A 25,142-nucleotide genomic window follows, 5' to 3' on the forward strand; every position below is an offset into this window, starting at 1 on the left:
AAATCATGAACACCAGAATACAAAAATTAAGAGAACAAAGTTTAAATGCTATCAACTGCATATCGCCAGAGCGTGCTTTGTTAATGACAGAATTTTATAAATCAGATGAGGCACAAATGGTTTCTACACCTGTGAAACGTGCCCTTTCTTTCCAACATTTTTTTGCCAACAAGAAGATCTGTATCAATCCAAATGAATTGATCGTTGGTGAGCGTGGACCAGCCCCAAAGGCCTGTCCTACATATCCAGAGATTTGTATTCACTCTTTGGATGATCTTAAGATTTTGAACGAAAGAGAGAAGGTTTCATTCAAGGTTGATGAGGAAACATTTAAGATTTACGAGGAAAGCATCATTCCTTTCTGGACAGGGAAAACCAATCGTGATAAACTGATTGGCAATATGACTCCTGAGTGGTTGAATGCTTACGAGGCAGGTATTTTTACCGAGTTTCAAGAGCAGCGTGCTCCCGGTCATACTGTTTTGGGTAAGAAAATGTTCCAAAGAGGTTTCCTTGATGTGAAAAAGGATATCGCTTCAGCCATTGAAGCTTTGGATTTTTTTAACGATAATGAAGCCTACGATAAGCAGGAAGAGTTGAAGGCCATGGACATTGTTTGCGATGGTATTATTCATTTTGCAGAGCGTCATGCGGAAGAATTGGAGAGCCTATCAAAGACAGAAACGAATACTGAAAGAAAAGCTGAATTAGAGCAGATGGCTAAGGTGTGTCGTCGCGTACCAGCACATGCACCGGAAACCTTTCACGAAGCCTTGCAGCACTATTGGTTTATACATTTAGGCGTAATCTCAGAGTTAAACCCTTGGGATTCTTTCAATCCAGGTCGATTAGATCAGCACCTTTTGCCTTTTTATGAGAAGGAAGTGAAAACGGGTGAGCTAGCTGAAGATGCTATGTATGAATTGCTACAAGCTTTCTGGATCAAATTCAATAATCATCCGGCCCCACCTAAAATGGGTGTGACGGCTAAAGAAAGTAATACATATACTGACTTCTGCTTAATTAATGTGGGAGGTTTAAAGGAAGATGGTTCGGATGCGGTGAATGAGATGTCTTATATCATTCTAAATGTGATAGAGGAAATGCGTTTGTTACAGCCTAGTTCAATGGTGCAGTTGAGCAAGAAAAATCCAGATCGTTTTATCAAACGAGCACTTAGAATTGTGAAAACTGGATTCGGACAACCTTCTATTTTTAATACCGATGCGGTTATTCAGGAAATGCTGCGACAAGGAAAAAGCATCGAAGATGCGCGTAATGGTGGCTGCTCGGGTTGTGTTGAAACGGGTGCTTTTGGAACAGAGAATTACAGTCTGAGTGGTTACTTCAATTTGGCAAAAATACTTGAAATAACCATGAACAATGGTGTTGATCCCCGTAAGGGTAAACTGATTGGTTTACAAACGGGCGAATTGTCAAGCTTCAATTCTTACGAAGACTTATTTGCTGCCTGGCAGAAGCAGGTGAAACACTTTGCCGATATCAAACTTAGAGGCAATAACGTCATCGAGCGTTTATATGCGACTTATCTACCTGTGCCATTCCTTTCGGTTTTGGTTGACGATTGCATCAGTAAAGGGAAAGATTATAATGCAGGTGGTGCTCGTTATAATACCTCATACGTTCAAGGTGTTGGATTGGGGAGTTTGAGCGATATGCTGGCTTCTATTAAGCTGAATGTTTTCGAAAATAAAATGCTGAGCCTGACGGATTTGAAAAAAGCGATGGACGCCAATTTCGAAGGCTACGATCAGCTGCGAAGCGATTTAATTTATAAGACACCTAAATATGGTAATGACGATGATTACGCTGATGAGTTAGCTGTCGATATTTTCGAAACCTTCTATGAAGCCATTAATGGTAGGCCAACCGCAAAAGGTGGGGTATTTCGCATTAATATGCTTCCGACCACTTGCCACGTTTATTTTGGGAATATTATGGGGGCAACGCCAGATGGTCGTTTGGCTGAAATGCCATTGTCCGAAGGGATTTCACCTTATCAAGGCGCTGACACAAAAGGACCATCAGCAGTTGTAAAGTCAGCGGCAAAGATTGATCATCTTCGAACAGGAGGAACTCTTTTGAATCAGAAGTTCAGCCCACAGTTTATGGATGATGAAGCGGGTATTACACAAGTGATGAATCTGGTTCGTTCTTATTTCCGTATGGATGGGCATCACATTCAATTCAATGTGGTTAGTGCTGATACCCTTCGCGATGCACAAAAAAATCCGGAATCGTATAAAGATCTGATTGTGCGTGTGGCAGGTTATAGCGATTATTTCAACGACTTGGGCGAGGATCTGCAGAACGAGATTATCCGAAGAAATGAGCATACTGAATTTTAATTGCATTTAGTTATCTGTTTGTCAGTTTTCGGTTATCAGCTATTGACAACCGAGAACCGATAACTTTAACCTTTCTATTCCAGCTTTGCTGGTCCCGAGAATCGGGATTAATCTTATTACTTTACACTTTATTTACTTTATCCTTTAACCTTATATATGAAACGTTTATTATTAATTCCCCTTCTTTTGATAGCTTGTCTGGTAGGGGCACAAAATGGCAATAAGGCCTTTACTCTCGAAAATGTGAGTATTGATGGCACTTTTAATGCAAAATCTGTTTACGGCTTACGTTCTATGAATGACGGTTTGCATTATACTATTCTAAAGGAAGGACAACGCGTAGAAAAATATGCTTATGCAACCGGCCAATTGATTGAGGTTCTATTCGATTTGTCTAAGATGGAGAATAAAGATATCAAGCGAATTGATAGCTACCAGTTTTCATCTGACGAGAAGAAGATCTTGTTGGCAAGTAATCGAATTGACATTTACAGACATTCCTATTCGGCTGAATTTTTTGTGTTCGATAGAACGAATAAAAAGTTGGATGTTCTTTCTACAGGACGTCAGCAATTGGCGGATTTTTCCCCTGCAGGTGATCAGGTTTGTTTCTTCCGTGAGAACAATTTGTTTATTAAAGATCTGAAGACCAATAAGGAGAAACAATTCACCTTCGATGGTAAATATAATCACATTATTAATGGTGCACCAGATTGGGTTTACGAAGAAGAATTCTCTTTCTGGAAAGGATTCCAATGGTCGCCCGATGGCAAGCGCGTTGCTTTTATGCGTTTCGACGAATCTCGTGTGAAGCAGTTTAATATGACGGTTTTTAAAGGAACTTATCCTGAAAAAAAGGCGAATGCTTTATACCCTGAAAATTACACATTCAAATACCCAAAAGCAGGTGAAGATAACTCTGTGGTGAGTATTCATGTTTATGATTTGGCTTCTGAGAAAACTCGGACCATGAATGTGGGAGATGAAACCGATCAGTATATTCCAAGAATCAAGTGGACACGCAATCCTGAAGTTTTGAGCATAGTTCGTATGAGTCGTCATCAAAATCATTATGAGCTTTTATTTGCTGATGTTAATACAGGTGACACGAAGCTGATTTATGAAGAGAAGAATAAGGCCTGGATTGATGTGAATGATGATTTGACTTTCACAGAAGATGGTAAGTCTATTATTCTAACGAGTGAGAAATCAGGTTTCAATCACATTTACCTTTATGATATAGATGGAAAGTTTAAGCGTCAAATTACCAAAGGTGATTGGGAAGTGACTCAATTCTTAGGTTACGACGAAGCTCACAAGCTATTCTATTATCAGGCAGCAGCCGTATCACCACTTCAGCGTGAGATTTACGCAGTAGATATCAAAGGAAAGCGTACTAAAAAAATGAGTACAGATATGGGAACGAACTCTGCTGTTTTCTCTTGGGGATTCAAGTACTATATTAACTATTTCTCCAATGTAAAGACACCAACCTTAGTGACTTTGCACAATGCAAAAGGGAAACAAATTCGTGTCCTTGAGGATAATGCCTCTCTTAAAAAGAGAATGGCCGATTATCAATTACCAGAGCGTGAGTTCTTCTCTTTCAAAACGTCAGAAGATGTGGAGCTGAATGCTTTTATGATTAAGCCTACGAACTTTGATGCTTCGAAGAACTACCCAGCAGTATTGACTTTTTATGGAGGTCCGGGATCTCAGCTCGTTCTTGATCGCTACCGTTTCGAATGGTTCGAATATTTAGCTCAGGAGGGGTTTGTTGTGGTTTGTGTTGACAATCGCGGAACAGGGGCACGAGGCGAAGCATTCAAAAAATGCACCTATATGCAGGTTCAAAATCTGGAAGCTATCGATTTGATCGAAACAGGTAAATATATGGCTGGATTAGATTATGTAGATGGATCGAAGATTGGGGTTTATGGTTGGAGTTTTGGAGGTCAAATGTCTTCGCTTTGTATGTTTCGTGGCGCTGATGTTTTCTCGGCTGGAATTGCTGTGGCTCCTGTAACCACCTATCGTTATTACGATAGTATCTATTCGGAACGCTACCTGCGCACACCACAGGAAAACCCTGAAGGTTACGATAAATATGCGCCTATCGCTTTTGCTGATCAGTTAAAAGGCAAGTTCCTTTTGATACACGGTACTTCAGATGATAACGTGCACATGCAGAACAGTCTGGAGCTTTCTGAAGAGCTGGTTCAGAACAATAAGAAATTTCAAATGCACATGTATACCAATCGTAATCATGGCATTTATGGAGGTAAAACTCGCTTGCATCTTTATGGGATGATGACTGATTTTTTTAACGAGAATTTGAAATAATAATTTTAATAAACCAGTCTTTGCGAAGCCGAGTAACGAGGCTGTGGCACTCTCATGAAAAAGGAACTATTAGTATTTGGCTTATCGGTCAAAACAAGCAGATATATATAGCCGAGGGATATGAATCCTTCGGCTTTTTTTTTATTTCAATCGAATAGTCATTAACTTAGGTAGTAATTAGTTTAACTGTTACTATTCAGTTTGATATGGATGATTCCTGCCACTTTAAAGCTAAATGGTTCGTTTGGGTTCTTGTCTTTCTACTGGGTTTCCTCAGTAGCCCTATTCTTATTGCCCAGGATGACGAAACCTGTATGATGTGTCATGATGATCCTTATATTGTAAGAGAAGGGAAAAACAAAAAACAATCGGTATGGGTGGATCACCCTCTTTTACTTAGGTCTATCCACCAAAAAGTAACTTGTATAGCTTGTCATCCTGAATCTGCCGTTGGGAGCGACTGGCCTCACCCAGCTGAGATGTCACCAGTAAACTGTGGGACTTGTCACGAAGAGGCTCAGACTAAATTTGAAATGGGTATTCATGGTCAGGCATTAAAAAAAAGAGCGAGGTACGCTCCTGATTGTAAGGAATGTCATGGTTGGCACGATATTTTATCCCATACCAATCCTGCTTGCCGAACTTATAAAATGAATATTCCCATACTTTGTGGAAAGTGCCATCGGGAAGGGGCTCCTGTCGCTCGAACCTACAAAATTACAGAACACAATATATTACAGAATTATAGTCAAAGTATACATGGGAAGGGTTTGTATAAGAGTGGTTTAATTGTTACGGCTACTTGTAATAATTGTCATGGGAACCATTTGATATTACCTCATAATAATCGTCTTTCCAGTATTTCTCTTAAGAATATTGCTGCTACCTGTATGAAATGTCATGCAAGAATTGAACAGGTACATACCAAAGTCATAAACGAACAACAGTGGGAGAAAAAGCCAGGATCGATACCTGCATGTACTGATTGTCACCCACCTCATATCGTAAATATCCAGAATATTCTTGAAAGCATATCCGACCGATCTTGTCTTGCATGCCACGAAAAGAAAGAGATCCATAAAATTGTTGGACTGGATACTATTTCTCTTCAGGTTGATGTCAAGTATCTGACAACTTCAGCTCATAATAATATCACTTGTGTAAAATGTCACTCCGATGTTTCTGCAAGAAAAAAACGCCCCTGCGAAACGGCTGGTAAAGTTGATTGTTCTTCTTGTCATGCTGAAATATCTGAGATCTATGCGATAAGTGGGCATGGCGTGGCCCATCTTGAGGGAAAAGAATCTGCTCCCTATTGCACCGATTGTCATGGGAAGCATCTGGTTAAGTCAAAAAAAGATGAGACATCACCCGTGTATCGTCTTTCTATTCCTGCTCTTTGTGGTGGATGTCATCGTGAAGATGGCAGGGCAATTCAGCAAAGCACGCTTAAGGAAGTGGATGCCTATCACGATTATTCTTCAAGTGTTCATGGGAAGGGGATGATTAAAAAGGGCCTTTTATCAAGTGCCGTTTGTACGGATTGTCATACCACCCATTTCATGCTAAAAGATAGTGATGAAAGATCTTCTGTTTATCCAGAAAATATACCCGCGACTTGTGGAACTTGTCATAGAGGGATTTACAATACATACATAAAAAGTGATCATGGCATTACGAATAATAAGGATAAGGAAATATATCCCACTTGCACCGTTTGCCATTCGGCTCATTTGATATCCGAAATCGACAAGGATGAATTTATGAATGAAATCACCCATCAATGTGGTCTCTGTCATAAGCAATTATCTGATAGTTATTTGGAAACCTACCATGGTAAGGCCTATCAGCTTGGCTATTTACAAGCAGCCAGGTGTTCCGATTGCCATGGTGCGCATTCCGATATGAATATTAAGCATCCGAACTCAGCTGTGGGATACGACAATATTGTGGCTACCTGCCAGAAATGTCACGAGGGTGCCAACATGCAATTCACGGGATTTTTAACTCACGCGACTCATAATAATCGGGATAAGTATCCCGTTTTGTATTACACCTTTTGGGGCATGTCTTCTTTACTGATCGCGGTTTTCGGATTCTTTGGTTTGCACACACTTCTGTGGTTACCTCAATCTTTGCGGGAAAGAAGAAAAAAGAAGCTTCATAAACCTAAGGGCAAGGCGATTTATATTCGTCGATTTACCGATAGCCAACGTTATACCCATATCTTCGTTATTCTAAGTTTTGTGATCCTAGCTTTAACGGGCATGCTACTTAAATTTGCCAATATGCAATGGGCCAGATATTTGGTTGATTTCTTAGGAGGTGTAAAAGTGGCTGGTATTTTGCACCGTTTAGGAGCTGTTGTGACATTCGGCTACTTTATTTATCACCTTTTTTCACTTATAAGAGGGAAAAGAAAGATGGGACTTCGCTGGTCTGAATTCATTTTTGGTAGCCATTCCATCATGTTCAATCGTCAGGATCTTAAAGATTTTTGGGCAAGTGTAAAATGGTTTGTAGGCAGAGGTGAACGGCCTAACTATGGACGATGGACCTATTGGGAAAAATTCGACTATCTAGCTGTATTTTGGGGTGTTGCTATTATTGGTTTCACGGGTTTAGTATTGTGGTTCCCCGAAATGTTTACCAAGTTCTTACCCGGATGGCTGATTAATGTTGCTCAAATCATACATAGCGACGAAGCCTTGTTGGCTGTCGGCTTTATCTTTACCATTCACTTTTTTAACACCCACTTCCGTCCCGAATCATTCCCTATGGATACGGTGATCTTTACCGGGCACGTTTTGCTTGAGGAATATAAGAAAGAGCGCCCCAGAGATTATCAGGAATTGAAAAATTCAGGCAAGTTGGATGAATGTATCGTCGAAATGGAAATCACAAAAGAAAGAAGTCGATCTGTCAAACTCTTTGGTTTCTTATTTCTGTTTATCGGATTCCTATTAATTGCTCTGATTATCTATTCATTATTGTTTGGAGTGAAATAAATAAGCAGAAGGCTAAAATAGTGCTGATATCATTTGCCGGGGGATTTATCCTCCGGTTTTTTTTGTTTGAATATCAAATGAAAGGAGCTTGCAATTGGGAATGGATTAGCAAAAAACTTAAAAAAATCGTATTTTATAGAGAATGCAAAAAAACAAGAACAATGAGTTCGAAAGTACATCAGCTGGATCATATCGCTATAACAGTAAAATCGCACATGCTTTTAAAGCAACTTTTAAAAGTAAGTCCGGTTTTAGAAGAGATTATGCGAAATGCCAAAAATTCAACTGAAGCTTTGGTTGGTGTTAGGAATTGGGTGCTCGAAGAGTTGAAAAAACACGATGAAGCCTACCAGTTTTACAAGGGGATAGTCAAAGGACGGGAAGCTTATGAGAAACTAACTTGGCGAGATTTTGCATCTATTAGAATACTCGATTATATTGACAATGCGGGGCGTGAATTTGATGATCCAAATATTGGAGGTGAAAAAGCGGTCAGTAATCCTATCAAATTAATTTGGCTTGCCGTCAATTTTGGAACCGGTGGAGCTAAACCTTATTTCTTCAACGACATGCTTTATTTATTTCGTCAGTTTTGTGGCGATTACAAGCGTGAAATGCCAAGTCGTAAAAAGCTTGAAGAGTGGATGAATCGTTGGAGTACAGGACTTGATCCCCGAATTATAAAACTCAGGGAAGAAAATCGTGAACGTATTATCAAAGTATTCATTAAAAAAATTGATTCGGGTGAGATAAAAACGAAGAGCTATGTGTTTCCTCTCAATTTGAGCGAAGAGCAAAAATACCTTATGATGCTTAAATGGTGGGATGATTATAGGTTTCATTTAAGTTTTGCAGTTCGTACCCCCGATTTGTTAAACGAGCTATTGGATGATTCTCTTGATCCCGATTCAATGAAGATTCTTTATGAGGCTGAAAAGAAGGGAATCCCTTTTTTTATCAACCCCTATTATTTATCCTTGCTTCATGTACGGGTTCCCTATTTTGCTATTGGTGCTGATTTGGCAATTAGGTATTATGTGGTGTATAGCCAGCAATTAATTGATGAATATGGTCATATTGTGGCCTGGGAAAAGGAAGATTTGGTTGAGCCCGGAAAACCCAATGCGGCGGGTTGGATTTTGCCGTCGATTCATAATATTCATCGTCGTTATCCTGAGGTGGCTATTTTAATCCCCGATACCATGGGGCGAGCTTGTGCGGGGCTTTGTGCTTCCTGCCAGCGTATGTTCGATTTTCAACGAGGTAATTTGAATTTTAATCTAGATAAATTAAAACCCCAAGAAAGTTGGCCTGGGAAATTAAACCGTTTGCTTGAATATTTTGAATTCGATTCTCAATTGCGCGATATTTTAATTACCGGAGGAGATGCTTTTATGTGTTCGAATCGCTCCTTGGAACAAATTTTGGATGCCGTTTATGAGATGGCTGCACGAAAAAAGAAAGCGAATGAAAAACGCAAGGAGGGGGAGAAATATGCTGAGATTTTAAGGGTACGTTTAGGGACAAGAATACCGGTTTATTTACCACAAAGAGTTAGCTCGGAATTTGTGCAGGTTCTGAAAGACTTTAAACACAAAGCATCGCAACTAGGGGTAAAAAAGTTTATTGTTCAAACGCATTTTGAATCCTCCATGGAGCTTACGCCCGAAGCCCGAGAAGCAGTGCGCTTACTCAATATGGCGGGCTGGACCGTAACCAATCAATTGGTATTAACATCGGCAGCATCGCGCCGGGGGCATTCATCAAAACTTCGTCAAGTCCTGAATGAAATTGGGGTTTTGAATTACTATACCTTTAGTGTAAAGGGGTATATGGAAAACAGCTTCAATTTTGCTACCAATGAGCGATCGGTTCAGGAGTTAACAGAGGAGAAAAGAATTGGACAGATTCCGCCAAAGTATGAGGATGAAATAAGTGATTTTCCAACTCATGCTGAGGTACTGGTTGATAATATTCATGATTTAATGCGAAAAGCAGCTTTGCCATTTCTTGCAACGGATCGAAATGTTTTGAACTTACCTGGGGTTGGAAAGAGTATGACATTCAGGACGATTGGTATTACACGTTACGGACGAAGAATACTGGAGTTTGAGTTGGACAAAACCCGTGCCCATAGCCCGGCTGTGCACGAGATGGATAAGGTTATTATTATTGAATCGAAGTCGATAGGTGAGTATCTAAACCAATTAGATGAAATAGGTGAAGACATTGTCAATTATGAAAGCATTTGGGGCTATTCCATAGGTGAAACCGAACCCCGAATGAGTTTGTTTGAATACCCCGAATACGATTATAAACTGACCGATGAGGTGACCAATTTGGGAGAGATTGAATAGCTAGCCCCATGATTTATCATGGGGGCTTAAAAGATGAATATCAATATAATTTACTGGAGGATTTACCCTTCGGTTTTTTTTGATGTTTGAAACTTCTTTAAGAAATAGTAAAGCTATTATTTCTTTCAGCAGCCCTAATATTTGTTCCAGCAGAGCCGCTATTATTTACAGTAGTGCTAATTGATCTTTTAGTTGTGGATTTATTCATGGAACTGTGTCTGACCATTTTTTTTTAAAGTGTTATCTATTGACGGACAAAACCTATATTGAAAGGTGGCGATAAAGGGACTATTTTATCAAGAACTTGCCGCTTGGTTAATATCTCTTGGGTTTTAAGCGTTAAGCCTATCAGTTAGAAGCACGTAGGGGGCTTATTGTAACAGATGAAACGTTGATTCTTATTATTGAGTTTATACTAGAAACTGCAGGAGAATCTGAATTGATTGAAGTGTAAACTTTACCAATTAGTAGAACTCTGACGAATGAAACCCACATAATTTGAATTTTAGTATTTTTTTATGTTGATAATTATTTAAAATGATCCTAAGTGTTTGTTTAAATATTATGTTTTGATTTATAATATATAATGTTTAATTTTATAGATAAATTAAAATAATATAATGAAAAGGATAATTTCACTAATTCTGATAATTGGTTTTTCTTTTACTTTAAAGGCACAGAAGAGTCGTAAGCTTTCACATGTTGATAAAATTATGCATCAAATTTCTGATTCATCTAGTCATTATACTCAAAGTATTGCAGATTATGTTAATACGGAGTTTGTTACTCAGAAAGAAAAGGCTAGAGCAATATTTTTCTGGATAGCTAAAAATATTTATTATGATTGTGATAGTATGTTTTCTTATTCAAATTTGAAAAGTGATGAAATTCTTAAAACAAGGAAAGGAGTTTGTCGTGATTTTACAAATCTGTATTCAGAGATTGCCAATAAAGTTGGTATTAAAACTTATATTATAACAGGGTATACAAGGGAATTGAAACTAGTCAATTATAATATGCATGCGTGGTGCGCTTCAATGATTGATTCTACTTGGTATTTGATTGATCCAACTTGGGGTTCAGGTTCTATCAAAAATAACCTTTACATCAAAGATCTAAATAATGATTATTTTATGATGAGACCTGAGCGCTTTATAAAAACACATATACCTTTTGACCCTCTATGGCAATTTTCAAATTATCCAATTACTAAAAGAGAGTTTCATGAAAGTAAATCAAAAGCAAGTAAAAGAGTGGTGTCTTTCAATTTTATAAACACCCTAAAAGCATACGAAAAACAAACAGAAATTGAGAGATTAATTAGTATATGTTCCAGAATAAAAAGTAATGGTATTTCTTGCTATTTAGATTATGATAATCTTCAGCATTTAAGGGCTGAAATACAAAAGAGTTATGATAAAATAAATACGGAATATTATAATTTAGCTTTGAAGAATTTTAATGAAGGAATAATCTTATCAAATGAGTATATTGATTATAAGAATAAATATTATATACCTTACAAGAGTGATGAAGAGATAAAAGAAATGCTTGATGAAGTTGATCAATTGTTCAATTTATCGTTAAGTCAATTAAAACTTGTTAAAAATGTATCATCAAATTTGAAAATTAATGTTGATTATTTATATATATCAATTGATAAAGCACTTAATGATTTAAATGACACCAAAATGAAATTGGGAAAGTATCTTAAAATTGCAAAAGAATACAGGAAATCATTATCTACAAATAAGGAATTTAAATGAGTAGTGCAGGCCATGTTTTAGATATGATTATTAGGATGAGGCAGAATCGTGCTATTAGAACATCTAATAAGCAAAAGTTCAGATCAAATAATCGAGAGGCAGCACATAGAGATAATGGTGCTGAAGCTTTGCATTATAAAGTAGTGCCTAAAGAGAGGCTTAAGAACATTAAAGCTAAGATTCGATTGAAAGCTCGTTTCGAACAAAGAAAGGAAATAATCGTGATTTTTATTTTTTTTATGCTTGTTATATTTATCGTCTATACTTATATGATTTAGGACTTGAAAATGAATTTTTCATTCTAAGAAGAGATCGGGAAATAGCTAATCTATATTATTTTCACCAGTGAAAAAAGCTGTGAAAGTAATATGAACCTGAAAATATTTTAAAAATAAGAAAGCCCATAAATACTGCTGTTGTGGATTCTTATTTAGAATGAAGAATGCGGATAAAATCAGGTTTGGAAATCGTAGGATTTGGAAATAAAAGATTTTATAAGCTATATTTGTCGCATAGATTTGTCAACGTAATCAGATCGAAAGAGAGATTGTAAAGGTTCGTTGACAAGATTAAATAAAAAGGATTTCAATGAATTATTGAGGAATCCGAAAATAGAAAAAGCAATATGCAATTTAATACAATCATTATTATCAACGTCATTATTCGCGTCCTAATTGGACATGAATCGAGGTTGTGCATATTTAATTAAACGAAACAAGTTTTACAAAATATTCAAAAGCCTCTTCCGAAACGAAGGGGCTTTTTTTTAGATCAGATTATTATATGTTATCAAGTAAGCTAGTCATTATTATCATTATTATGGTCATCGTCATTATTAGAATGAGGATGAGGGAAGGCATGCACACACAATAATTCGAACTAACGAAATTATGAGCGCTCTTCCCTAAACGGAAGGGCGTTTTTTTTGCTGGTTCCTGAGTGGAGTCGAAGTAAGGATAACAGAAAACTGACAACCGATCACTGAGAATTGAATAAAAGAAAAACGACAACAATAAAATATTAACCAAGATGTATAAAAACCAATTACGCAGTAGCCAAACCACAGAGGGCAGACGCATGGCAGGAGCCAGAAGCCTTTGGCGTGCGAATGGCATGAAAGAAGAGATGTTCGGAAAGCCTGTGATTGCTATAGTGAATTCATTCTCCCAGTTTGTACCTGGTCATGCACATCTGCAAGATGTTGGGCAAATGGTGAAAAAGCAGATCGAGAAGTCAGGCTATTTTGCTGCAGAGTTCAATACGATAGCCATTGACGATGGTATCGCCATGGGGCACGACGGCATGTTGTATTCGCTTCCATCGCGCGAGCTGATTGCTGATAGTGTGGAGTATGTGTGTAATGCACACAAGGTGGATGCGATGATTTGTATATCGAATTGCGACAAGATTACACCGGGCATGATGATGGCCGCCATGCGATTGAATATTCCCACCGTTTTTGTGTCGGGAGGCCCAATGGAGGCAGGCGAATCAAAAGGCGAAAAGCTCGATTTAGTTGACGCCATGGTAAAAGCTGGCGACGATAGCGTGAGTGATGAACGTCTTCAGGAGATCGAAGAATCAGCTTGCCCAACTTGTGGTTCCTGTTCAGGCATGTTTACTGCTAACTCGATGAACTGTTTGAATGAAGCATTAGGCTTAGCTCTACCAGGAAATGGAACTTTGCTAGCCACTCATAAGTTGCGTCAAGATCTTTTTTTGGAAGCTGCGGATTGTCTTGTGAAGATAACAGATGTCTACTACAAGCACGGAGATGATTCTGTTTTGCCAAGATCGGTTGCTACACTTGATGCATTCAAGAATGCTATGACATTGGATATTGCCATGGGCGGTTCGACCAATACGGTGCTTCACCTTTTGGCTATTGCTCACGAGGCAGAGCTTGATTTTACAATGAAAGACATGGATGACTTGTCGCGCAAAACACCAAACCTGTGTAAGGTAGCTCCCAATTCTGATAAATATTATATTGAAGATGTGAACCGTGCAGGGGGTATTATGAGTATTCTGGCTGAGCTTTCTAAGTGTGGGCTTTTGAATACTGAAGTAGGACGAGTTGATCAGAAAAGTTTGAAGACAGTTATAGAAGAATTCGATTTGACATCAGATAAACTCTCCGAAAAGGCGAAAGTACTTTACCTCTCGGCACCAGGCAGAAGTGGTCGTAACCTGAGCTTTGCTTCTCAAAATTCACAGTACAAGCAGGTGGATGCCGACAGAGAAAAGGGTTGTATAAGAAGCATAGACAATGCTTATTCTCAGGATGGTGGACTTGCTGTTCTCTTCGGAAATATTGCTCCTGATGGTTGTGTGGTGAAAACGGCAGGTGTAGCCGAAGAGGTTTTCAACTTCACAGGAACAGCCAAGGTTTATTATTCACAGCGAGATGCTTGTGAAGCGATTCTCACAAAGCAAGTTAATGCAGGTGATGTGGTGGTGATTAAGTTCGAAGGCCCATCTGGTGGACCAGGCATGCAAGAGATGTTGTATCCAACCTCTTACCTGAAAGCTATGGGATTGGGAGCCCAATGTGCTCTGATTACCGATGGTCGCTTTTCGGGAGGCACCTCAGGCTTATCAATTGGCCATGTTTCACCGGAAGCTTCAGCGGCTGGTGCCATTGCTTTGATTAAGGAAGGAGATAAAATCGAAATTAGCATACCAAATCGAAGCTTGAATATTTGCATCTCCGATTCAGAACTGGAGGCCAGAAGAAAAGAAGAAGAAGCTTTTGGCGATAAGGCTTTCACTCCAAGAGGGAGAAATCGGGTTGTCTCGAAAGCCTTACAAGCCTATTCGAAACTAGTAAGTTCCGCAGATAAAGGAGCCATACGACAAGTTTAAAGTACACAAGGATAAAGTTTAAAGTTGATTTGGTGATGTGTTGGAACGATGATGTGAGGTGAAAATCATATCAGTAGTCACTATTGACCAATGACAAATAACAAACAGGATGGAAGTAGCAACAAAAGTTCAAAATACAAATACTATGTGTAAAACCAAAGAGCATATATCGGGGGCTGAGGTATTGGTTCGAAGCTTGATTGAAGAAGATGTAGATAGCATATTTGGATATATCGGTGGAGCGATAATGCCAGTTTACGATGCCTTATACGATCATCAGGAAGAACTACAGCATTACCAGGCGCGTCATGAGCAAGGGGCAACTCATGCAGCACAGGCCTATGCACGAATCAGTAAAAAGCCGGGTGTTTGTTTCACAACATCGGGGCCGGGAGCAACGAATGTCTTAACTGGATTGGCTGATGCTTATCTGGATTCAACCCCACTTGTAATCATTACAGGTCAGGTAGCTAGTGGTTTTTTGGGGTCGGATGCTTTTCAGGAAACCAACATGATAGGTTTGTCTATGCCAGTTACGAAGTGGAATTTTCAGATCACCAAAGCTGAAGAAATTGCAGAGGTGATGGCTAAAGCATTTTATATTGCACGTTCGGGTCGTCCAGGTCCTGTATTGATTGATATCACAAAGGATGCACAGATTGCGACAACGGATTATGAATATAAAAAGTGTGAGCACATCCGTTCGTATCAGCCTATGCCTGAGCTAGACTTTAGTCAGCTTGAAGCGGCAGCCAAACTAATCAATGGGGCAAAGAAACCTTTATTAGTTGCCGGACAGGGAATCCTCTTGTCAGGAGCAGAAAAGGAGTTGATGGCTTTTGTTGAGAAGACCCAGACACCTGTTGCTTGTACCTTGTTAGGCTTATCATCTTTTCCAACAGATCATCCTCTGTATGTTGGGATGTTGGGAATGCATGGTAATTACGGACCGAATAAAAATACCAACGAATGTGATGTGTTGATTGCTGTGGGGATGCGTTTCGATGATAGGGTAACGGGCGATACTGCGAAATATGCCAAACAGGCTAAGATCATCCATATTGATATCGACCGATCGGAGCATAATAAAAATATAAAGGTTGATGTGCCCGTATGGGCTGATGCCAAGCAAGCTTTGACTGCTTTGAATGAATTGGTTCGTGGAAATGTTAAGCCTGAGTGGATGAAGAGTTTCAAGGATTTTTATCAGCTTGAATTTGATAAGGTGATAAAGAAACAGACTTATTCTGACAGAGAGCAAATTAATATGGCTGAAGTTGTTCGTTTAGTATCGGAACAAACCAATGGTGAAGCCATTTTGTGTACCGATGTTGGTCAACATCAAATGACTTCAGCGCGTTACTACGAGTTTAAAAAGCCGAATACGCAGATTACTTCGGGTGGTTTGGGTACCATGGGATTTGGTTTGCCAGCGGCCATTGGAGCACAGATTGGTGATAAAAATGCTCAAGTGATATCCATATCTGGAGATGGTGGCTTTCAGATGACTTTGCAGGAATTGGCTGTAATCCGACAATACAATTTGCCAGTTAAAACCATTGTTTTGAACAATTCATTCCTGGGTATGGTGCGACAGTGGCAAGACTTATTTTTCGATCAGCGTTTTTCTTGTACTCGACTAGAGAATCCTGATTTCGTGAAGATTGTTGAAGGTTATGGTATACAAGCCATAAGAGTAAGTAAGCGTGAAGATTTGGAATCAGCGATTAAGGAAATGTTGGAATCGCCAAACGCTTACTTTTTGGAAGTTGTTGTAGAAACAGAATCTAATGTATTGCCAATGATTGAGCCCGGAGCAGCCGTTTCAGAAATGAGACTGGAATAATATGATTTGTGATTATCGATCGATGATTTACGATTAAAATAAAGAAACCTAAAATTTATAATGGATTCGAGTTTAGATAATAAGAATTCTAAAGTCTGAAATCAAAAATAAAAAATGATGAAAGAATATACAATAACAGTTTTTTCAGAAAACAATATCGGTTTGCTGAATGAAGTAACCATCGTTTTTTCAAGAAGGAAAATCAATATAGAGAGTTTAACCGTTTCGGAATCCGAAGTGAAAGGTGTCTCACGATATACCATTGTAGCCTATATGGATGAGAGCAAGGTTGAGAATGTGGTGCTGCAAATTGAAAAGATTATTGGCGTTTTTAAAGCCCTTTATTTTGAAGCAGAAGAAATCGTTCATCAGGAAGTGGCACTGTTTAAGATTGCGAATTCAACCCGATTAAATGGGAATTTAGAGGCCTTGGTGAGAAATCAGAATGCTAAAATTCTAACCGTAAGTCCTGACTTTTTAGTTATTGAGCGAGTCGGTTACAAGGCCGATAATCAAGCTTTGTTTCATGAGTTGGAACAGTATGGCGTTTTGCAGTTTGCACGATCTGGCCGAGTAGCGGTTTCAAGCCTGCAGAAAGATTTCACCTCGTATCTTAAGGAATTAGGAGAAGCTAGTTAATAATCAATTAATGATTATCGATTTATAATTAATGATAAAAAAATAACAATTAAGATTTTGGGTTTAGTTTGGGTGAAAATAAATCCCAAATCTAAGATCTCGAATCTCAAATCTACAAGAAAGATGGCAACAATAAATTTTGGAGGAACAGAAGAACAAGTTGTAACACGTGAAGAATTCTCATTGGAAAAAGCGCGTGAAGTAATGAAAGACGAAACCATTGCTGTAATTGGTTATGGTGTTCAAGGCCCAGGTCAGTCTTTAAATTTGAAAGATAATGGCTTCAACGTAATTGTTGGTCAACGTAAAAGTTCTAAAACCTGGGACAAAGCTGTCGCGGATGGTTGGGTTCCTGGTAAAGATCTTTTTGAGATTGAAGAAGCATTGGATAAGGCAACTGTCATTCAATACCTATTGTCAGATGCAGGACAGATAGCTGTTTGGCCAACTGTTCAGAAATATCTAAAGCCTGGTAAGGCGCTTTATTTCTCACATGGATTCGGTATCACTTACAAAGAGCGCACTGGTATTGTACCTCCAGCTGATGTTGATGTTATCCTTGTTGCACCTAAGGGATCAGGAACAAGTTTACGTCGTATGTTCCTTGAGGGACGTGGATTGAATTCATCTTATGCCATATTCCAGGACGCAACAGGTCGTGCTTTCGATCGTGTTGTTGCTTTGGGAATTGGTGTTGGTTCAGGGTATCTTTTTGAAACCACATTTAAACGTGAGGTGTATTCTGACTTAACAGGCGAACGTGGAACCCTAATGGGATGTATTCAGGGAATCTTTGCTGCTCAGTACGATGTATTACGTGCCAATGGCCACTCACCATCAGAGGCTTTCAATGAAACAGTTGAGGAATTAACTCAGAGTTTGATGCCTTTGGTTGCTGAGAATGGTATGGATTGGATGTATGCCAATACCTCAACAACGGCACAACGTGGTGCTTTAGATTGGTGGAAGCCTTTTCGTGATGCAACGAAACCAGTTTTCGAAAAACTTTATAAGGAAGTTGCAGCAGGAAAAGAAGCACAACGTTCAATTGATTCGAATTCTCAGAACGATTACCGAGTAAAATTGGATGCAGAATTAGAAGAACTTCGCGAAAGCGAAATGTGGCAAGCTGGAACTGCGGTTCGTAAGCTTCGTCCGGAAAACAACTAGGCAATAAGCTTAGCTGTTAGGTGTAAGACATATTTACACCATGTTAATTTGCAATCAGCTATTAGTACCTCACCCATTACGGGGTGCTAATAGTTCTAATATGACATGATTTATTTGTAAAAAAGAAGGTTGAATAACCCATTCTATTTCAAATAAATCTGAGTTTTAAGTTGCAGTTTGTCAGGTGATTGGTTGGTGTCTGTTATCTGGAATCTGAATAATGATTTGATTTGAAGATCGTAGTTGAATCGGATAAATTGTTTTCACTCAACTCTTATAGTTTATAGGTTTGTTCAGCAATTGAGAAATGGTCTCGATTGGTCATATCACAATAAATAAAATATCATGAATATGAATACGATTCTTATTGGTTTAATTCTCATTATCGATCTCATTATTATGAGTTCGACAAGGAAGACTGTGCTATAATTTGAATCAGAACAAATGATCATTATACGAAGTTCTTCCCATAAGGAAGGGCTTTTTTTGTGCTATTAATCGAATAATACTTAACCACAAATTATATAAAAAGATGAGTGATAGAATATTTATTTTCGACACCACACTGCGCGACGGAGAACAAGTCCCTGGTTGCCAATTGAACACAATTGAAAAGATTGAAGTCGCAAGAACATTAGAAGCTCTAGGGGTAGATGTGATTGAAGCTGGATTCCCTGTTTCAAGCCCTGGAGACTTTCAGTCGGTGGTCGAAATTGCCAAGGCTGTAAGTAATCCTACTATTTGCGCACTAACCCGCGCCGTTGAAAAGGATATTGACGTGGCAGCTCAAGCTCTGAAATTTGCAAAAAGAGGCCGTATCCATACGGGTATTGGAACATCTCCCTATCACATACAATCTAAATTGAATTCGAATCCTGATGAGATTCTGCAGCGCGCCGTTCGTGCGGTAAAGTATGCCAAGCGCTATGTTGAGGACGTTGAATTTTACGCTGAAGATGCTGGACGCTCGGATAATGAATATTTGGCTCGAGTTGTTGAGGCTGTTATTAAAGCCGGGGCAACTGTCATCAATATTCCCGATACAACAGGCTATTGTTTGCCTGGCGAGTATGGTGCCAAAATCAAATACTTGATGGAGAATGTGTCCAATATGCATAAAGCGATTTTATCAACCCATTGTCATAACGATCTGGGAATGGCAACAGCTAATTCTTTGAGTGGAGTGATCAATGGAGCTCGTCAGGTTGAAGTCACCCTAAATGGAATAGGTGAAAGAGCAGGAAATACGTCTCTGGAAGAAGTGGTGATGGCGGTTAAAACGCATCATGACTTGCCATTCTATACCGAAATTAATACAAAGGGAATTTATGAGGCAAGTCGATTGGTTTCTTCCTTGATGAATATGCCCGTTCAAGCCAACAAGGCTATTGTTGGACGAAATGCTTTTGCACATTCATCGGGTATTCATCAGGATGGTGTTTTGAAGAATCGTGAAAATTATGAAATCATTGATCCAGCCGATGTAGGGATTAAGGAATCAGCCATCATTTTGTCAGCAAGAAGTGGGCGTGCAGCATTGAATCATCACTTGACTGAAATGGGATATAGCCTTTCGAAGGAAGATTTGGATGATGCCTACACAAGATTCCTGTTGATGGCAGATGAGAGAAAAAATGTGAATGAAGGTGATTTGTCTGAATTAATGGGTGATCATGAATCGGAAACCCAATCCGTTGAATTGGAATTGTTACAAGTGGTTGCAGGAAAATCAACGATTCCTATGGCGACGGTTCATCTTAAAATTAGAGGTGAATCCTGTGCAGCTACTGCTGAAGGAAATGGTCCTATTGATGCTTGTTTTAATGCGGTTAAGAAGCTGATTAAACAGAAGTTTTCTTTGGAAGAATTTCTTGTTCAAACTTTGACTCGTGGCAGCGACGATTTAGGGAAAGTGCACGTTCAATTGGAGCATCAAGGCAAAATGTATTACGGCTTTGGAGCCAATATCGATATTATTACTGCTTCTGTAGAAGCTTTGGTTAATGCTTTGGCTAAGCTGGTTTAAGGAAAGGTTAAAGGTTAAAGGTTAAAGGTTGCTGAGCGGAGTAGAAGCGGACTTTTCGACCTGATTACACACTTACAAAATAAGACACATTGAAAGCAAAAACATTATTTGATAAGGTCTGGGATGCACATGTGGTAGAGCATGTTGAAGGTGGCCCAAACATCGTTTATATCGATAAGCATTTAATTCACGAGGTAACTAGCCCACAGGCTTTTTCAGGATTGGAGAGTAGAGGTTTAAAGGTCTTAAGACCTGAGAAAACATTGGGGACTCCCGATCATAATATCCCAACTGTGAATCAACATCTGCCAATAAAAGATGAACAGTCGCGCAAGCAGATTGAAACTTTAAGCGCAAACTGCGAGAAAAACAAGATTGAACTTTATGGTTTAAATCATCCCAATAATGGGATTGTGCATGTGGTTGGGCCAGAGATGGGACATACACAACCAGGCATGACATTAGTTTGTGGTGATAGTCACACATCAACTCATGGAGCTTTTGGAGCTGTGGCTTTTGGGATTGGAACTTCCGAGGTTGAAATGGTATTGGCAACGCAGTGTATCATGCAATCCAAACCTAAAAAGATGAGGATAACTATTGATGGAGATTTGGCAAAAGGTGTTACGGCTAAAGATTTAACCCTATATGTGATTGCTCAATTGGGAACAGGTGGAGCTACAGGCTATTTCGTTGAGTATGCTGGGGCAGCAGTTCGAAACCTTAGTATGGAAGGTCGAATGACGGTTTGTAATATGAGTATCGAGATGGGAGCTCGTGGGGGAATGATTGCTCCGGATGATGCAACGTTTGAGTATGTGAAAGGTAGAGAGCATGCACCTAAAGGAGAGGCTTGGGAACAAGCTTTAGCAAAATGGAAGACTTTAAAAACCGATGAAGGTGCTGAGTTTGACATGGAATACACCTATAAGGCTGAAGATATTGAACCTAGGATTACTTATGGAACCAACCCTGGTATGGGAATGGGGATTACGGCTTTTATTCCTGCTGAATCTGATATTCAAGCTTCGGAGTTGCCGTCGTTTAAAAAGTCATTGGCTTATATGAACTATGAACTTGGAGAGCAAATTCTGGGTAAAAAGGTTGATTACGTTTTCGTTGGGTCTTGTACTAATGGTCGAATTGAAGATTTAAGAGCTTTTGCTTCTTTGGTGGCTGGTCGCAAAAAGGCCGATTCAATCACGGCATGGATTGTTCCTGGTTCTAAAAAGGTCGAAAAGCAAGCAATTGAAGAAGGTTTAGTTGAAATTTTAGAAAAGGCTGGATTTGAAATGAGACAGCCTGGATGTTCGGCTTGTTTGGCAATGAATGAGGATAAGGTGCCTGCAAACAAATATTGTGTGTCAACTTCGAATCGAAATTTTGAAGGAAGACAAGGACCAGGCTCAAGAACTTTATTGGCAAGTCCCCTCACTGCTGCCGCCGCAGCCATTACAGGTGTGATTAGTGATCCAAGAGAGTTCGTATAGTGAATTAGTCATTGGTCAATAGTCACTAGAGTCTTTATGTTTTTTGACTTTTCGACTCTTTAACCTTTCAACTTTTAAACCTTTTTACTCATTATAAAACACAAACAATGTCCGTAGATAAATTTACATTATTAGAATCATCTTGTGTACCACTTCCCATCGAGAATGTAGATACAGATCAAATTATACCCGCTCGTTTCCTAAAAGCCACTAGTCGCGATGGCTTTGGAGAAAACCTATTTCGCGATTGGCGTTTTTCACCTTCAGGAGAGCCAGTGAAAGATTTCGTATTAAATCAATCTGAATATTCAGGAAAAGTCTTGGTTGCTGGAAAGAATTTTGGATCTGGTTCATCAAGAGAACATGCCGCCTGGGCAATTGCTGACTATGGTTTTAAAGTTGTAATCAGTAGTTTTTTTGCCGATATTTTCAGAAATAATGCCTTGAATAATGGTGTTTTACCAGTTCAAGTTTCTGCTGAATTCCTGAAAAAACTATTCAAGGTTGTCGAGAGTGATCATTCTCAGAAAGTAATTGTTGATCTGGAAAAACAAGAGCTCAAATATAATGATGAAGCTTGTCAGTTTGAGATTAATCCCTATAAAAAAGACTGTTTATTAAATGGATTCGATGATATTGATTATCTCCTTAATAAAAAGAATAAAATTCAAGCCTTTGAGGAATCAAGCTTAAAGTAAAGATGGTTAAAGGTTAAAGATCACGTTGAAGTTTGTCTGATAACCGATAACTTCTTTTTACTCATTTAAAATAAACTCATTCACAAATAAACAAAACATGTCTTATAAAATTGCAGTTTTAGCCGGTGATGGTATTGGACCCGAAATAGTTGCACAAGCACGTAAAGTCATTGAAGCAATAGCAGAAAAATACAAGCATCAAATTGAATATACTGAAGCTCTTGTTGGGGCTGTTGCCATTGATGAAGTAGGCAATCCCTATCCTGATGATACACACGAGATTTGTATGAATTCGGATGCTGTTTTATTTGGAGCCATTGGTCATCCAAAGTTCGACAACGATCCATCAGCAAAAGTGCGTCCCGAACAAGGCTTGTTGGCAATGCGCCAAAAGCTGGGTTTGTATGCCAATCTTCGCCCGGTAAACACATTCAAATCTTTGATTCATAAGTCGCCATTGAAAACAGAACTTGTTGATGGAGCAGATTTTATGTGCATACGAGAGCTAACAGGGGGGATTTATTTTGGTCGCCCACAAGGACGTTCTGAAGATGGACAAACAGCCTACGACACCTGCGTTTATGCCGTGGAAGAAATCGAGCGTATTGTTCGTTTGGGATTCGAGTTTGCAGGTAAACGTCGAAAGAGGTTGACTATTGTTGATAAGGCTAATGTTTTGGCAACGTCTCGATTGTGGAGAGAAACTGCACAACGAATCGAACCAGAATATCCTGAAATAGAGGTCGAGTATATGTTTGTTGATAATGCGGCTATGCAAATTATCACCTGGCCTAAGCGTTTCGATGTGATGGTAACGGAGAATATGTTTGGAGATATTCTGACTGATGAGGCCAGTGTTATTTCCGGTTCAATGGGTATGTTGCCCTCAGCATCTATTGGTGTGAACACCTCTGTTTTTGAGCCAATTCACGGTTCATATCCTCAGGCCGCAGGCAAGAATATTGCCAACCCATGTGCTACTGTCCTTTCGGCTGCTATGATGTTTGAGTATGCATTTGGCATGATGAAGGAGGGGGCTTTAATTCGTAAAGCAGTTGATGAGGCGCTCGAAGCAGGAGTCGTAACTGAAGATATTGCCGATGGTAAAAAAGCATATAGTACTGACCAAGTTGGTGATTGGTTGGCTGATTTTGTAAAGAACTATAGTTTGTAGTTAGTCTTGATATTGAGGATTGGTTAGCCTTATAAACAGGACGAAGTTAGTTGCTCAGAGATTTAATCTCTGAGCAAACTTAAATTAAAAGGGAAAATTGTGTCAGAAAATAAGAAAGAATATTATCCGAAAATGTCGGAGATAGTCAAGGCGAATCAAAAGGTTCAGGATGTCGTCGTGGTATCGCCTTTGCTCAAGAATTTGAATCTATCTAGTAGATATCAAGCAAATATCCACCTAAAAAGGGAAGATTTGCAATTGGTTCGATCCTATAAGATAAGAGGTGCTTATAATAAAATATCAAGCCTAGGTAAAGCTTGTTTAGATAAAGGGATTGTTTGTGCAAGTGCAGGAAATCATGCTCAAGGTGTGGCATACTCTTGTCAGAAATTGAAATGTTTTGGAAGTATCTATATGCCCGAAACAACGCCTCGACAGAAGATTAAGCAGGTGAAAATGTTTGGGGGAGATTATGTGGAAGTTTTCCTTACTGGAGATACTTTCGACGATGCTTCCTCAAAGGCCATAGCAGATGCTGCAGAACTTGGCAAAACCTTTATTCATCCCTTTGATGACCCTAAAACCATTGAGGGGCAGGGAACAATTGGTTTGGAAATATTGCAACAATTCAATGAGCCGATTGATTACTTAATTCTGCCTATAGGAGGTGGAGGACTGGCTTCAGGTGTAGGGGCATGGATTAAAGAATTTAGTCCCAATACCAAAATTATAGGTGTAGAACCTCAAGGAGCTCCATCTATGAAATTGGCTTTGGATAACAAGTGTAATATCGCTCTTGAAAGTATCGATCGTTTTGTGGATGGAGCGGCGGTTCAGAAAGTGGGTAACCTCACATGGAAAATCTGTGAAAAGGTTTTGGATGATATTTTGGTTGTTCCCGAAGGTCTGATTTGCTCAACGATATTGCGCTTATATAATGAGGATGCCATAGTTGCAGAACCGGCAGGTGTCTTATCAATTGCTGCTTTGGAGTTAATGGGCGATAAGATTCAAAGCAAAAATGTGGTTTGTGTGCTGAGTGGAAGCAATAACGATATAACCCGAATGGAAGAAATAAAGGAGAGAAGTCTCTTGTACGAAGGTTTGAAACATTATTTCATTGTTCGATTTCCACAACGCTCAGGAGCTTTAAAAGAATTTGTAAACGATGTGCTCGATTCGGGTGATGATATCACTCATTTCGAATATTATAAAAAGAGTAGCCGTGAAAAGGGCCCAGCAGTGATAGGAATAGAGGTGCAGAAACCTGATGATTTACAACGATTACAGAATAGAATGACGGATCGCAACTTTGTTTTCGAATACCTGAATGATAAAACAGATCTGTTTCAGTTTATAGTTTAAGTATGTTTAGTTTAGAGAATAGGAGA

Annotated in this window: 15 protein-coding genes; all 15 read left to right on the forward strand. The window is 39.1% G+C overall.

Features of this window, described 5'->3' with window-relative positions; genetic code table 11:
• Positions 1-5: 5 nt before the first annotated feature.
• The 15 genes from hypD to ilvA all read left to right on the forward strand — a co-directional run bounded on the left by hypD (position 6) and on the right by ilvA (position 25,116).
• Entirely contained in the window at positions 6-2,369 is a 2,364-nt protein-coding gene (gene hypD, locus DWB61_RS02830; RefSeq protein ID WP_125029380.1) for a trans-4-hydroxy-L-proline dehydratase, read from the forward strand.
• Positions 2,370-2,525: 156 nt separating this feature from the next.
• Positions 2,526-4,712, forward strand: a complete 2,187-nt coding sequence (locus DWB61_RS02835) for a S9 family peptidase (protein ID WP_125029381.1) — start codon at positions 2,526-2,528, stop codon at positions 4,710-4,712.
• Positions 4,713-4,918: 206 nt separating this feature from the next.
• The gene (locus tag DWB61_RS02840; protein ID WP_125029382.1) at positions 4,919-7,720 is read left to right on the forward strand and encodes a cytochrome c3 family protein; all 2,802 of its coding nucleotides are present in this window, start codon (positions 4,919-4,921) and stop codon (positions 7,718-7,720) included.
• A gap of 161 nt (positions 7,721-7,881) precedes the next feature.
• Positions 7,882-10,077 (forward strand): KamA family radical SAM protein, encoded by a 2,196-nt coding sequence (locus DWB61_RS02845; RefSeq protein WP_125029383.1) that lies wholly within the window; start codon positions 7,882-7,884, stop codon positions 10,075-10,077.
• A 620-nt stretch (positions 10,078-10,697) separates the two neighbouring features.
• Positions 10,698-11,843 (forward strand): transglutaminase domain-containing protein, encoded by a 1,146-nt coding sequence (locus DWB61_RS02850; protein ID WP_125029384.1) that lies wholly within the window; start codon positions 10,698-10,700, stop codon positions 11,841-11,843.
• On the forward strand, positions 11,840-12,121 hold the full coding sequence (locus tag DWB61_RS02855; protein ID WP_125029385.1) for a hypothetical protein: 282 nt from the start codon (positions 11,840-11,842) through the stop codon (positions 12,119-12,121). Before DWB61_RS02850 ends, DWB61_RS02855 begins: the two co-directional genes overlap by 4 nt.
• Positions 12,122-12,872: 751 nt before the next feature.
• Positions 12,873-14,708, forward strand: coding sequence for a dihydroxy-acid dehydratase (gene ilvD, locus DWB61_RS02860; protein ID WP_125029386.1), 1,836 nt, complete (start codon positions 12,873-12,875; stop codon positions 14,706-14,708).
• A gap of 109 nt (positions 14,709-14,817) precedes the next feature.
• Positions 14,818-16,554 (forward strand): biosynthetic-type acetolactate synthase large subunit, encoded by a 1,737-nt coding sequence (gene ilvB / locus DWB61_RS02865; protein WP_125029387.1) that lies wholly within the window; start codon positions 14,818-14,820, stop codon positions 16,552-16,554.
• 117 nt (positions 16,555-16,671) lie between these two features.
• Complete coding sequence (gene ilvN / locus DWB61_RS02870; RefSeq protein ID WP_197091153.1) at positions 16,672-17,193, forward strand: acetolactate synthase small subunit; 522 nt, start codon at positions 16,672-16,674, stop codon at positions 17,191-17,193.
• A 123-nt stretch (positions 17,194-17,316) separates the two neighbouring features.
• A complete protein-coding gene (gene ilvC, locus DWB61_RS02875) occupies positions 17,317-18,363 on the forward strand; it encodes a ketol-acid reductoisomerase (RefSeq protein WP_125029389.1) in 1,047 nt (348 codons plus the stop codon).
• A 532-nt stretch (positions 18,364-18,895) separates the two neighbouring features.
• Positions 18,896-20,389, forward strand: a complete 1,494-nt coding sequence (locus DWB61_RS02880) for a 2-isopropylmalate synthase (RefSeq protein WP_125029390.1) — start codon at positions 18,896-18,898, stop codon at positions 20,387-20,389.
• Between the two features lie 89 nt (positions 20,390-20,478).
• Entirely contained in the window at positions 20,479-21,879 is a 1,401-nt protein-coding gene (gene leuC / locus DWB61_RS02885) for a 3-isopropylmalate dehydratase large subunit (RefSeq protein ID WP_125029391.1), read from the forward strand.
• A gap of 107 nt (positions 21,880-21,986) precedes the next feature.
• A complete protein-coding gene (gene leuD / locus DWB61_RS02890) occupies positions 21,987-22,577 on the forward strand; it encodes a 3-isopropylmalate dehydratase small subunit (protein ID WP_125029392.1) in 591 nt (196 codons plus the stop codon).
• 97 nt (positions 22,578-22,674) lie between these two features.
• Positions 22,675-23,751, forward strand: coding sequence for a 3-isopropylmalate dehydrogenase (leuB, locus tag DWB61_RS02895; RefSeq protein WP_125029393.1), 1,077 nt, complete (start codon positions 22,675-22,677; stop codon positions 23,749-23,751).
• A 99-nt stretch (positions 23,752-23,850) separates the two neighbouring features.
• The gene (ilvA, locus tag DWB61_RS02900; protein ID WP_197091154.1) at positions 23,851-25,116 is read left to right on the forward strand and encodes a threonine ammonia-lyase IlvA; all 1,266 of its coding nucleotides are present in this window, start codon (positions 23,851-23,853) and stop codon (positions 25,114-25,116) included.
• Positions 25,117-25,142 lie beyond the last annotated feature (26 nt).

The organism is Ancylomarina euxina (assembly GCF_003863355.1).
Lineage (GTDB): Bacteria > Bacteroidota > Bacteroidia > Bacteroidales > Marinifilaceae > Ancylomarina > Ancylomarina euxinus.

Bases quoted from the DNA above. Each gene is read 5' to 3' on its own strand.
- hypD (WP_125029380.1), top strand. From the start codon at position 6: ATGAACACCAGAATACAAAAATTAAGAGAACAAAGTTTAAATGCTATC.
- DWB61_RS02835 (WP_125029381.1), top strand. From the start codon at position 2,526: ATGAAACGTTTATTATTAATTCCCCTTCTTTTGATAGCTTGTCTGGTA.
- DWB61_RS02840 (WP_125029382.1), top strand. From the start codon at position 4,919: ATGGATGATTCCTGCCACTTTAAAGCTAAATGGTTCGTTTGGGTTCTT.
- DWB61_RS02845 (WP_125029383.1), top strand. From the start codon at position 7,882: ATGAGTTCGAAAGTACATCAGCTGGATCATATCGCTATAACAGTAAAA.
- DWB61_RS02850 (WP_125029384.1), top strand. From the start codon at position 10,698: ATGAAAAGGATAATTTCACTAATTCTGATAATTGGTTTTTCTTTTACT.
- DWB61_RS02855 (WP_125029385.1), top strand. From the start codon at position 11,840: ATGAGTAGTGCAGGCCATGTTTTAGATATGATTATTAGGATGAGGCAG.
- ilvD (WP_125029386.1), top strand. From the start codon at position 12,873: ATGTATAAAAACCAATTACGCAGTAGCCAAACCACAGAGGGCAGACGC.
- ilvB (WP_125029387.1), top strand. From the start codon at position 14,818: ATGGAAGTAGCAACAAAAGTTCAAAATACAAATACTATGTGTAAAACC.
- ilvN (WP_197091153.1), top strand. From the start codon at position 16,672: ATGAAAGAATATACAATAACAGTTTTTTCAGAAAACAATATCGGTTTG.
- ilvC (WP_125029389.1), top strand. From the start codon at position 17,317: ATGGCAACAATAAATTTTGGAGGAACAGAAGAACAAGTTGTAACACGT.
- DWB61_RS02880 (WP_125029390.1), top strand. From the start codon at position 18,896: ATGAGTGATAGAATATTTATTTTCGACACCACACTGCGCGACGGAGAA.
- leuD (WP_125029392.1), top strand. From the start codon at position 21,987: ATGTCCGTAGATAAATTTACATTATTAGAATCATCTTGTGTACCACTT.
- leuB (WP_125029393.1), top strand. From the start codon at position 22,675: ATGTCTTATAAAATTGCAGTTTTAGCCGGTGATGGTATTGGACCCGAA.